General features: G+C 67.9%; 11 protein-coding genes. 5 read left to right on the top strand and 6 right to left on the bottom strand.

Translation table 11 applies throughout. The features are described from left to right. Window positions 1-14: 14 nt before the first annotated feature. From yidC to rpmH, 5 genes are all read right to left on the bottom strand, one after another. Window positions 15-1,808, bottom strand: a complete 1,794-nt coding sequence (gene yidC, locus OCGS_RS12545) for a membrane protein insertase YidC (protein WP_007427625.1) — start codon at window positions 1,806-1,808, stop codon at window positions 15-17. Window positions 1,809-1,868: 60 nt separating this feature from the next. Next, on the bottom strand, window positions 1,869-2,714 hold the full coding sequence (ttcA, locus tag OCGS_RS12550) for a tRNA 2-thiocytidine(32) synthetase TtcA (RefSeq protein ID WP_007427626.1): 846 nt from the start codon (window positions 2,712-2,714) through the stop codon (window positions 1,869-1,871). A gap of 69 nt (window positions 2,715-2,783) precedes the next feature. Then, window positions 2,784-3,008: a membrane protein insertion efficiency factor YidD gene (gene yidD / locus OCGS_RS12555; protein ID WP_007427627.1), complete on the bottom strand. Its 225-nt coding sequence runs from the start codon at window positions 3,006-3,008 to the stop codon at window positions 2,784-2,786. Next, the gene (gene rnpA / locus OCGS_RS12560) at window positions 3,005-3,382 is read right to left on the bottom strand and encodes a ribonuclease P protein component (RefSeq protein WP_007427628.1); all 378 of its coding nucleotides are present in this window, start codon (window positions 3,380-3,382) and stop codon (window positions 3,005-3,007) included. The genes yidD and rnpA overlap by 4 nt, the downstream gene beginning before the upstream one ends. Before the next feature lie 10 nt (window positions 3,383-3,392). After that, window positions 3,393-3,530: a 50S ribosomal protein L34 gene (rpmH, locus tag OCGS_RS12565; RefSeq protein ID WP_007427629.1), complete on the bottom strand. Its 138-nt coding sequence runs from the start codon at window positions 3,528-3,530 to the stop codon at window positions 3,393-3,395. Between the two features lie 189 nt (window positions 3,531-3,719). On the opposite strand from rpmH, the gene OCGS_RS12570 reads away from it, so the two are divergent. The 4 genes from OCGS_RS12570 to OCGS_RS12585 all read left to right on the top strand — a co-directional run bounded on the left by OCGS_RS12570 (window position 3,720) and on the right by OCGS_RS12585 (window position 8,596). Further along, window positions 3,720-4,475: a TVP38/TMEM64 family protein gene (locus tag OCGS_RS12570; RefSeq protein WP_007427630.1), complete on the top strand. Its 756-nt coding sequence runs from the start codon at window positions 3,720-3,722 to the stop codon at window positions 4,473-4,475. Further along, entirely contained in the window at window positions 4,475-5,887 is a 1,413-nt protein-coding gene (locus OCGS_RS12575) for a dihydrolipoyl dehydrogenase family protein (protein WP_007427631.1), read from the top strand. The genes OCGS_RS12570 and OCGS_RS12575 overlap by 1 nt, the downstream gene beginning before the upstream one ends. A 15-nt stretch (window positions 5,888-5,902) precedes the next feature. Further along, on the top strand, window positions 5,903-7,297 hold the full coding sequence (locus OCGS_RS12580) for a sensor histidine kinase (protein ID WP_040611021.1): 1,395 nt from the start codon (window positions 5,903-5,905) through the stop codon (window positions 7,295-7,297). Window positions 7,298-7,384: 87 nt separating this feature from the next. Next, window positions 7,385-8,596 (top strand): acyl-CoA dehydrogenase, encoded by a 1,212-nt coding sequence (locus tag OCGS_RS12585; protein ID WP_007427633.1) that lies wholly within the window; start codon window positions 7,385-7,387, stop codon window positions 8,594-8,596. Window positions 8,597-8,599: 3 nt separating this feature from the next. Here the strand turns inward: OCGS_RS12585 and OCGS_RS12590 are convergent, their stop codons facing one another. After that, window positions 8,600-9,094 (bottom strand): CIA30 family protein, encoded by a 495-nt coding sequence (locus OCGS_RS12590; protein ID WP_007427634.1) that lies wholly within the window; start codon window positions 9,092-9,094, stop codon window positions 8,600-8,602. A 66-nt stretch (window positions 9,095-9,160) separates the two neighbouring features. Here OCGS_RS12590 and OCGS_RS12595 point away from each other — a divergent pair, with 66 nt between their 5' ends. After that, window positions 9,161-10,393 carry a lytic murein transglycosylase gene (locus OCGS_RS12595; RefSeq protein WP_007427635.1) on the top strand — a complete coding sequence of 411 codons (1,233 nt, stop codon included), beginning with the start codon at window positions 9,161-9,163 and terminating at the stop codon, window positions 10,391-10,393. Window positions 10,394-10,398 lie beyond the last annotated feature (5 nt).

Below are 10,398 nucleotides of genomic sequence, written 5' to 3' on the forward strand. Positions count from 1 at the left end.
CGCCGGGCGTGGTGTCAGCTTTTCTTCTTGCGCCTGAACCCGCCGGTGATGTTGCCGAACACGTCCGGTTTGTATCCCTGCGAGCGCATGATGATGTATTGCTGCGTGAACGTGATGGTGTTGTTCGTGATCCAGTAAAGCACCAGGCCGCTGGCGAAGGTGCCCAGCATGAACATGAACACCCACGGCATCCAGGCAAAGATCATCGCCTGCGTCTTGTCGGCGGGCGCCGGGTTCAGCTTCTGCTGCAACCACATGGATATGCCCAGCAGGATCGGCAGCACACCCAGCGACAGGATGAAGAAGATCGACCCCGGTTCGGGTGTGCCCCAGGGCAGCAGGCCGAACAGGTTCAGGATCGACGACGGATCGGGCGCCGACAGGTCGCGGATCCAGCCGAACCATTCCGCATGGCGCAGTTCGATCGTGACGAAGATCACCTTGTAGAGCGAGAAGAAGATCGGGATTTGCAGCAGGATCGGCAGGCAGCCCGAAGCCGGGTTCACCTTGTTGTCCTTGTAGAGCTTCATCATGCCCTGCTGCATCTTCTGCCGGTCGTCGCCGGCGCGCTCCTTCAGCTTCTCCATCTCGGGCTGAAGTTCCTTCATCCGCGCCATCGAGATGTAGGATTTGTAGGCCAGCGGGAACAGCAGCGCCTTCAGCAGGAAGGTCAGCGCGATGATCGACCATCCCATATTGCCGATCTGCGCGTTCAGCCAGTGCAGCACGGCGAAGATCGGCTTGGTCAGGAAGAAGAACCAGCCCCAGTCGATGCTGTCGATGAAGCGGTCGATGCCCTGCGCCTCGTAGGCGCGGATCGTCTCCCACTCCTTCGCGCCGGCGAAAAGGCGCGTGGTGGCGGCGGCGGTCCCGCCCGCGGGGATCGTGACGGCAGGCTGGCGGATCTCGGTCTGATAGATGTCCGCGCTTTCGACGTATTTGGCGACCGAGGTGAAGGCCTGCCCCGCTGGCGGGACCAGCGCCGTCATCCAGTAGTGATCGGTGAACCCGATCCATCCGTCCTGCGCGACCTCCAGCACATCGGCGCGCGCGCCCTCGCGCGGCACCGCCTCGAAATCGGGCATGTCGTCATAGTCGATCTCGGCCAGTTCGCCGTCGGCCATCCGCACCACACCTTCGTGCAGGATGAAAAAGCCGCTGACATCCGGTTCGCCGTGCCGGGCTATGGTGCCATAGGGCGCCATCCGCAAATCGGCGCCGGTGGCGTTCTCGACCGATTGCTCGACCGTAAACAGGTAATCGTCGTCGACCGAGATGCGCTGGCGGAAGATCAGCCCCTCGCCGTTGTCCCAGCGCAGCGTCACCGGGCTTTGCGGGGTCAGCGTGCCGCCCTCCTCGATCTGCCAGGGCGTGTTGGCTCCCGGCACGTCGTCATAGTCCAGATCGCCGCCCGGCGCCCAGCCGAACAGCGCATAATAGGCCTGCGCGCTGCCCACGGGCGCCAGCAGATCGACGATGGGGCTGTCGGGTGCGATGGTATCGCGATAGCGTTTCAGCAGCAATTCGTCGATCCGCCCCCCGACAAGCGAGATCGAGCCGCGCAGCGCCGGCGTGTCGATGGCGACGCGCGGCACCTCGACGGGGATGACCTCGGGGGCGGGTTCGGCGATGGGTCCGGTGGCCGTCGGCGGCGGCACGGCCTGCACGGCGTCGGGCGTCGTCGCGATGACGGCGGGCGCGTTCGGATCGGTGTCGGTCGTCTCCGGCGGGAACAGCAGAAACCATCCCAGGATCACAAGGAAGCTCAACGCGGTGGCAAGAATGAGATTCTTGTTCTGATCGTCCATGCGGACTGCGCCCTGTCTGTTCGGAATCAGGTGGGGTTCAACAGGGCGGGACCGCAAAGGTCAAGGCATATCGCCCCCGCGGGCCGCGCCGGCCGCCAGGCCCGCAAAGTCGAATTTCCGCCCGTCCAGCAGATGCGACGGGTCCGCGCAGGTCAGTGCCCGGAACATCCGTTGCCGCCGTCCCGGATCCGCCGCCTCCCACTGGTCGAGCATCCGCTTGACCTGCTGGCGCTGCAAACCGTCCTGCGATCCGCACAGATCGCACGGGATGATCGGATAGCCCAGGGCCTGCGCGAACCGCCCGCAATCGTCCTCGGAGATATAGGCCAGCGGCCGCGCGACAAACAGGTCGCCCTCGTCGTTCAGCAGCCGGGGCGGCATCGCGGCCAGGCGTCCGCCGTGAAAGAGGTTCAGAAAGAACGTCTCGAGGATGTCGTCGCGGTGATGGCCCAGCACAACCGTGCTGCATCCTTCCTCGCGCGCGATGCGATAGAGGTTGCCGCGCCGCAGCCGCGAACACAGCGCGCACATCGTCGCCCCCTGCGGGACCTTGTCCATCACGACCGAATAGGTGTCGCGATAGTCGATCCGGTGCGGCACCCCCATCCGCGACAGGAAATCCGGCAGCACCGTCGCCGGAAAGCCCGGCTGCCCCTGGTCGAGGTTGCACGCCAGCAGATCGACCGGCAGCAGCCCGCGCCACCGCAACTCGGTCAGCGCCGCCAGCAGCGTATAGCTGTCCTTGCCGCCCGACAGGCAGACCAGCCAGCGGTCGCCCTTCCGCGCCATCCCGAAATCCGCGATGGCCGCGCGGGTGTCGCGCACGATGCGCTTGCGCAGCTTGCGGAAACTGACGCTGTCGGGCGCGCCGTCGAAAAGCGGATGGATGTCGGTCCGGTCAAGCATGGCATGTCCCGATATGTCGCAGGCCGCGTCTATGCCCGCCGGCGCCGGCGGCGGCAACGGTGCTCCGCCTCAACCCGGCGGCACGTTGTCGATGCCCGCCCCGCCCCACGGATGACAGCGCAGGATCCGCCGCATCGCCAGCCATCCGCCGCGCAACGCGCCGTGGATGGCCAGCGCCTCCAGCGCATAGGCGGAACAGGTGGGCTGATAGCGGCAGTTGAACCCGACCCAGGGTGAGAAGATCAGCCGATAGGCCCGCACCGGCAACGCGGCGATTTGCGCCGCGGGCGTCATTCCAGCGCATCCAGCGCCTGCCGCAGATCGTCCAGCAACGCTGCGAAGGGCCGCGTTGCGGTCGCGTCGCGCCGCCCGATCAGAACGTAATCCCAACCGGGCCGCCCCGCCTCGGGCATTGTCAGGCGCGCGGCCTCGCGCAATCGCCGCTTGGCGCGGTTGCGGGCGACCGCGTTGCCGACCTTGCGCGAACAGGTGAACCCCACGCGCACCGCATCGCTGCCGTCGTCGCCGCGCCTGCGTCCTTGCAGGACGAAGGCGGGCATGCGGCGGGCCTTGGCCCGCGACATCGCCACGAAATCGGACCGTTGCGTCAACCGCTCCAACGCAATCGGCCCGCGCGTGGGGTCCACGGCGGGCATCGCATCGGTCATCGCCGGTTCGTCAGGCGCAGAGGGACTTGCGGCCCTTGGCACGGCGGGCATTCAGGATCTTGCGTCCCGCCTTCGTCGCCATTCGCGCGCGAAAGCCGTGCCGGTGCTTGCGAACCAGGTTCGAGGGTTGGAAGGTGCGCTTGGTCACGTGCTCGTCTCCGTCGGTCGGCGCCACAAGGTCTGCGGGCGGGAATCTGTCGCGTCTGAAGTCCGGGGCTTATGGCCTGCCGCCGCACCTGTCAACCGGGCGGGCGGGTCGTGTTTCAGGATCGTCGCGCCGGTCAACCCGGCGTGAAGGGGCTGGCGGCCCGCTTCGCGCCGCATCAGGGTGTCGCGCATGATCCCGCCCGGCAAGCCGATGACAGACGATGCCGCCGCGCAGCCACGATCGCCGTGGCTGCGGCGGCTGCCCCTGATCGCCATCGCGCTGGTCGCCGCCATCGGCATCTTCGCCTTCCGCGACACGCTGTCGTTCCAGACCCTTGCCGAAAACCGCGACCGCCTGATCGCCTTCCGCGATGCCAATTACGCCGCGACCGTGGCGGCGTTCATGGCGGCCTATGTCGCCATCGTCGTCTTTTCCCTGCCGGGTGCCGCGGTGGCGACGCTGACCGGGGGCTTTCTGTTCTCCACCTTTCCTGGCGCCGCCTTCAACGTCTGCGCCGCCACTCTGGGCAGCATCGGCATCTTCCAGGCCGCGCGCTGGGGCCTGGGCGAACGGCTGGCCGCAAGGATGAAGGCGGGCGAGGGTCTGGTGCGGCGCATCAAGGACGGCATCGACGACAACCAGTGGTCGATGCTGTTCCTGATCCGTCTGGTGCCCGCCGTGCCGTTCTTCGTGGCCAACCTGGTGCCGGCGCTGGTCGGCGTGCCGCTGTCGCGGTTCGCGATCACCACCTTTCTGGGGATCATCCCCGGAACGGTGATCCTGACATCGGTGGGGGCGGGGCTGGGGGCCGTCTTCGCGCAGGGCGGCACGCCCGACCTTGGCGTCATGTTCCAGCCGCGTTTCCTGTTGCCGATCCTGGGGCTTTGTTTGCTGGCGGCGCTTCCGCTGATATTGAAGGCCGTGCGCGGCGGAAAGGGATTGTGATGCGGCGGATCGAAACGGATGTCTGCATCATCGGCGCGGGCTCGGGCGGATTGTCGGTGGCGGCGGGCTGCGCGCAGATGGGCGCGCGCACCGTTCTGCTGGAATCCGGCCTGATGGGCGGCGATTGCCTGAATTACGGCTGCGTTCCGTCGAAATCCCTGCTGGCCGCCGCGCATCGCGCGCAGACCATGCGCGAACCCGGCCTCGGCATCGCCCCGGTCGAGCCGCAGGTCGATTACGCCGCCGTCATGGATCACGTCCGCCAGGTGATCGCCGCCATCGCCCCGATCGACAGCCAGCAGCGGTTCGAGGGGCTGGGCGTCCATGTCATCCGCGAACACGGCCGCTTCGTTTCCCCGACCGAGGTGCAGGCCGGCAATACCGTCATCGCGGCCCGGCGGTTCGTGATCGCCACCGGATCGTCGCCGCTGGTGCCCGATATCGACGGGCTGAAGGACGTGCCCCATCTGACCAACGAGACGCTGTTCGATCTGCGCGAAAGGCCCCGGCACCTGCTGATCGCCGGCGGCGGGCCCATCGGGCTGGAAATGGCGCAGGCGCATCGGCGTCTGGGCTGCGACGTGACCGTGATCGAAGGCGCGCAGGCGCTGGGCAAGGACGATCCCGAAGCGGCGGCGATCGTGCTGGACGCGGTGCGCGCCGAAGGCGTCCGCATCGTCGAAGGGGCGCCCATCCGCCGCGTTCGCGGCCATGCGGGCGACATCACGGTCGAGACGGAGAAGGCCAGCTTTTCGGGCACGCATCTGCTGGTGGCGCTGGGCCGCAGCCTCAATATCGACGGGCTGGATCTGCACCTTGCGGGCATCGCCCACGACCGCGGGATCGAGGTGGACGACCGCCTGCGCGCCAGGGGCAACCGGCGTGTCTATGCCGTGGGCGATGCCGCCGGCCGGATGCAGTTCACCCATGTCGCGGGGTATCACGGTGGCCTCGCGGTGCGCGAAATCGCCCTTGGCCTGCCCGCCAGGGTGCGGCAGGATCATATCCCGTGGGTCACGTATACCGATCCCGAACTGGCCCAGGTCGGCCTGACCGAAGCGCAGGCGCGCGACCGGCACGGCGACAGGCTGACGGTGATCCGCGTGCCCTATGCCGACAGCGACCGCGCGCAGGCATCGGGCGACACGCGCGGTCTGGTCAAGGTCATGGTCGCGCGCGGCAAGCCCGTGGGCGCCACCATCGCCGGCGCGCAGGCGGGCGAACTGATCGGCATGTGGGCGATGGCCATTGCCGACGGCCGGCGGATGACTGCGCTGACCGGCACGGTCCTGCCCTATCCGACCCTGTCCGAGCTGAACAAGAAGGCCGCCGGCGCCTATTTCTCGCCAAAGCTGTTCGACAGCCCTATTGTCAAGCGTGTGGTGGGGCTGGTCCAACGATACCTGCCCTGAAAGCCGGGGCGGATGATGCTGAATACCCTGTCGGGGCGCTTTCTGATCCTGACGACGATCTTCGTGTTCATCGCGGAGGTGCTGATCTTCGTGCCCTCGGTCGCCCGCTTCCGCGAGGATTATCTGAACGACCGCCTGGAACGCGCGCAGATCGCGTCGCTGGCGCTGCTGGCCGATGCGCCCATCGACGCCGCGCTTGAACGCGAACTGCTCGAGAACGCCGAGGTTTTCAACGTCGTCCTGGTGCGCGACGACGTGCGCCAGCTTGTCCTCAGCTCGCCCATACCCGCCCCCATCGCCGCGACCTACGATCTGCGCGACGTGACCCCGCTGGAACTGATCCGCGGTGCGCTGGCCAACCTCGCCCGGCCCGGCGACCGGGTGATCCGCGTCATCGGCACCCCGGTCCGCGAGGCAGGCCGCATGATCGAGGTGACGATGGCCACGGCACCCCTGCGGGCGGCGATGGTCGATTACGGGCTGCGGGTGCTGATCCTGTCCGCCGTCATCTCGGTCATCACGGCGCTGCTGCTCTTTCTGGCCGTGCGGCGGTTTCTGGTCGTGCCCATCCAGGGCGTCGTCGATGCGATGCGCAGCTATGCCTCCGCCCCCGAGGATGCCCGCCGCATCATCGAACCGTCCGCCGGCCTTCGTGAACTGCGCAACGCCGAACTGGCCCTGCAATCCATGCAGATGCAGTTGACCGCGGCGCTGCGGCAGAAGGAACGTCTGGCGCAGCTCGGCGCCGCCGTGGCCAAGATCAGCCACGATCTGCGCAACGTGCTGACCACCGCCCAGCTTTTCGGCGACCGGATCGAGACCAGCACCGATCCTGCCGTCGCCCGCATCCTGCCCAAGCTGCTGGGATCGCTGCGCCGCGCCATCAGCATCTGCGAAGGCACGCTGGCCTTCGGTCGCGCCGAGGAACCGCCGCCCGCCCTCGCCTGGATCGCGCTGGCCGATCTGGTGCAGGACGTCATCGACGGCGAAAGGCTGGCCGCCGGCGACCACGACATCAGCTTTGCCGAAGACGTGCCGCCCGGCATGACCCTGCGCGCGGACGGCGAACAATTGCACCGTGTCCTGTCGAACCTCGTCCGCAACGCCCGCCAGGCCATCGTCGCCACCGGCCGCCCCGGCGAGATCGCCATCGCCGGCACCGAAACCGACGAGGACTGGATCGTGACCGTCACCGATACCGGCCCCGGCCTGCCGCCCAAGGCGCGCGAACACCTGTTCCAGCCGTTCCAGGGCGCGGGGCGCAAGGGCGGCACCGGGCTGGGCCTGTCCATCGCCTCCGAACTGGTGCGCGGCCACGGCGGCACGCTGACGCTGGCCCGCACGGATGCGCGGGGCACCGCGTTCCGCATCCTGCTGCCCAAGACGATCATGCGGCTCGATGCCGCCTGACGCGCTTTTGCCCTGTCGCGCCCGGCGGCCGCGCTGCTATGATCGCCGCGACACCCAGATGCCCGCGGCCCTGTAACGGAGATGGATATGCCCAAGGACACAGCCGGACACGGCCCCGAACTCGGCACGTTCGAATGGGACGATCCCATGCTGCTGGAACGCCAGCTCGACGAGGACGAGCGCATGCTGCGCGACGCCGCCCGCGCCTTTGCGGACGAGGTTCTGGCCCCCCGCGTCCAGAACGCCTATCGCGAGGAAACCGTCGATCCCGGCCTTTTCCCGCTGATGGGGCAGGCGGGGCTTCTGGGCGTCACCATTCCCGAACAATATGGCGGCCTCGACGCCAGCTATGTCACCTACGGCCTTGTCGCGCGCGAGGTCGAGAGGATCGATTCGGGCTATCGCAGCATGATGTCGGTGCAATCCAGCCTGGTGATGTATCCGATCCATGCCTACGGGTCCGAGGATCAGCGCCGTAAATACCTGCCGGGGCTGGCCAGCGGCGAACTGATCGGGTGCTTCGGCCTGACCGAACCCGATGCCGGATCCGATCCCGCCGGCATGAAGACCGTCGCCCGCAAGACCGATGGCGGCTATGTGCTTAACGGATCGAAGATGTGGATCAGCAACGCGCCCTTCGCCGATGTGTTCGTCGTCTGGGCCAAGTCGGACGCGCATGACGGCAAGATCCGCGGCTTCGTTCTGGACAAGGGCATGAAGGGCCTCAGCGCCCCCAAGATCGCCGGCAAGCTCAGCTTGCGCGCCTCGACCACGGGCGAAATCGTGATGCAGGATGTCGAGGTGGGCGAAGATGCGCTGCTGCCCGATGTGCAGGGCCTCAAGGGTCCGTTCGGGTGTCTGAACCGCGCGCGCTATGGCATTTCCTGGGGCGTGATGGGGGCGGCCGAATGCTGCTGGCACGCCGCGCGCAGCTATGGTCTCGACCGCAAGCAGTTCAAGCGCCCGCTGGCGCAGACCCAGCTTTTCCAGAAGAAACTGGCCGACATGCAGACCGAAATCGCGCTGGGCCTTCAGGGTTCGCTGCGGCTGGGCCGCATGATGGATGAAGGCACCGCCTCGCCCGAGCTTATCAGCCTGATGAAGCGCAACAATTGCGGCAAGGCGCTGGACATCGCGCGGCTGGCCCGCGACATGCATGGCGGCAACGGCATCTCGGACGCGTTCCCGGTGATGCGCCATATGATCAATCTGGAGACCGTCAACACCTACGAAGGCACGCACGATGTGCATGCGCTGATCCTGGGGCGCGCGCAGACCGGGTTGCAGGCGTTCTTCTGACGCTCAGACATACCGGATCGCCGCCAGCGCCACATCGGCCCGGAAGGCCCGGCCGATGGCGACGATCCCGATGCGCCGCAGCGTCGTCAGATCCAGCGGCGCGTCGATGCGGTGCGCCTGGAACCCCGCGAAGGGCAGACGGATCGTGCGCCAGTCCGGCGGGGCGTCGAAGCTCTGCCGATAGCTTTGCCAGGGCCGCGTCACGTCGCCGGTACGCAGGTGGACGTTATAGGTTTCGCCGTTGCCGATCACGTCCAGTTCCAGCCCTTCGGCGCCCTCGGGCGGCGGCGCCACGTCGCGGGCGAATTGCACGAAGCCGCCGTCATTCTCCAGACTGACATCGCCGATCATCCGCAACGCCATGCGGCCTTGCACGATGCCGCGCTCCAGCGTGCCCAGCGACCGTCCGCCCATCACCCGGTCGGCGATCAGTTCCCAGTCCGTGCCGACCTCGGCAGGGTCGGCGGCGCGGTCGAAATCGTCGATGGTCCGGGTCATGGCGGGCTTTCGGTCGGGACGGGCGATGGATAACATGGCGCGAACCCCCGGAAAGGGAACAGGCGGATGATTGCAAGACGGACCATGCTGGGATGGGGCGCGCTGGCGCTGCTGACGGCCTGCGGCGGCGCGGGATTGCCCGTATCCCGCCGCGCCGAAACGCCCATGATCGCGGTGCCCAACGCGGGCTGGGATGCCTGGGTCGCCGCCTTTCGCGGCCGCGCGCTGTCGCGGGGCGTCGATGCGGGGGTGTTCGACCGGGCCTTCGCGCAAGCGGGCTATCTGCCCGGCGTGATCGAGCGGGACCGCAACCAGACCGAGTTCACCCGCACCCTCGAAGATTACCTTGCCATCGCCGCTTCGGACGAACGGGTAAGCAACGGGCGCGCCGCCTATGCCCGCCAGCAGGACACGTTGGGCCGCATTTCCGCGCGCTACGGGGTCGAGCCGCACATCGTTGCGGCGATCTGGGGGCTGGAAAGCAGCTATGGCGACAGGCGCGGCGTGATCCCGGTCGTGTCGTCGCTCTCGACGCTGGCCTATGACGGGCGGCGCGGCGCGTTCTTCGAGGCGCAGCTTCTGGCCGCGCTGCGGATTCTGCAACGCGGCGACATCACGCCCGACCGCATGGTCGGCAGTTGGGCGGGCGCCATGGGTCATACGCAATTCATACCGAGTTCTTACGAAATTTTTGCGGTCGATTTCACCGGCGACGGGCGCCGCGACATCTGGTCGGACGACCCGACCGACGCGCTCGCTTCGACGGCGGCCTACCTGCAACGCTCGGGCTGGGTGCGCGGCCAGCCCTGGGGGGTCGAGGTGCGGCTGCCCGCCGGTTTCAACGGCCCCTTCGGACGCGGCACCACCCGCAGTCCCTCGGCCTGGGCCGCCGCCGGCGTGCGCGACATGGACGGCCGGATCGTGCCCGATCACGGCCCCGCCTCGATCGTGGCGCCGCAGGGGGCGAGCGGTCCGGCCTTCATGGTGTTCCGCAACTTCACGGTGATAACCCGTTACAACAACTCGGAAAACTATGTCATCGGCGTGGGGCATCTGGCCGACCGCATCGCCGGTGGCGGGCCGATCCGGGCGGCGTTTCCGCCAGATGCGGCCGGGCTGACGATTGCCGACCGACGCGAATTGCAGGCCCGCCTGACCCGCGCCGGGTTCGACACCGAAGGCACCGACGGCGTGATCGGTCCGGCCAGCCGCCGCGCCATCGCCGCCTATCAGACGGCATCGGGCCTGCCTGCCACGGGCGAGCCTTCGCTGACGCTGCTGCAACGGCTGCGGGGATAGGCAGC

Origin of the sequence: Oceaniovalibus guishaninsula JLT2003, assembly GCF_000299575.1 — a bacterium.
Taxonomy (GTDB): Bacteria; Pseudomonadota; Alphaproteobacteria; order Rhodobacterales; family Rhodobacteraceae; genus Palleronia; species Palleronia guishaninsula.

Coding starts and splice junctions, on each gene's coding strand:
- yidC (WP_007427625.1), bottom strand. CDS start 1,808: ATGGACGATCAGAACAAGAATCTCATTCTTGCCACCGCGTTGAGCTTC.
- OCGS_RS12595 (WP_007427635.1), top strand. CDS start 9,161: ATGATTGCAAGACGGACCATGCTGGGATGGGGCGCGCTGGCGCTGCTG.
- OCGS_RS12580 (WP_040611021.1), top strand. CDS start 5,903: ATGCTGAATACCCTGTCGGGGCGCTTTCTGATCCTGACGACGATCTTC.
- OCGS_RS12575 (WP_007427631.1), top strand. CDS start 4,475: ATGCGGCGGATCGAAACGGATGTCTGCATCATCGGCGCGGGCTCGGGC.
- OCGS_RS12585 (WP_007427633.1), top strand. CDS start 7,385: ATGCCCAAGGACACAGCCGGACACGGCCCCGAACTCGGCACGTTCGAA.
- rnpA (WP_007427628.1), bottom strand. CDS start 3,382: ATGACCGATGCGATGCCCGCCGTGGACCCCACGCGCGGGCCGATTGCG.
- ttcA (WP_007427626.1), bottom strand. CDS start 2,714: ATGCTTGACCGGACCGACATCCATCCGCTTTTCGACGGCGCGCCCGAC.
- OCGS_RS12590 (WP_007427634.1), bottom strand. CDS start 9,094: ATGACCCGGACCATCGACGATTTCGACCGCGCCGCCGACCCTGCCGAG.
- yidD (WP_007427627.1), bottom strand. CDS start 3,008: ATGACGCCCGCGGCGCAAATCGCCGCGTTGCCGGTGCGGGCCTATCGG.
- OCGS_RS12570 (WP_007427630.1), top strand. CDS start 3,720: ATGATCCCGCCCGGCAAGCCGATGACAGACGATGCCGCCGCGCAGCCA.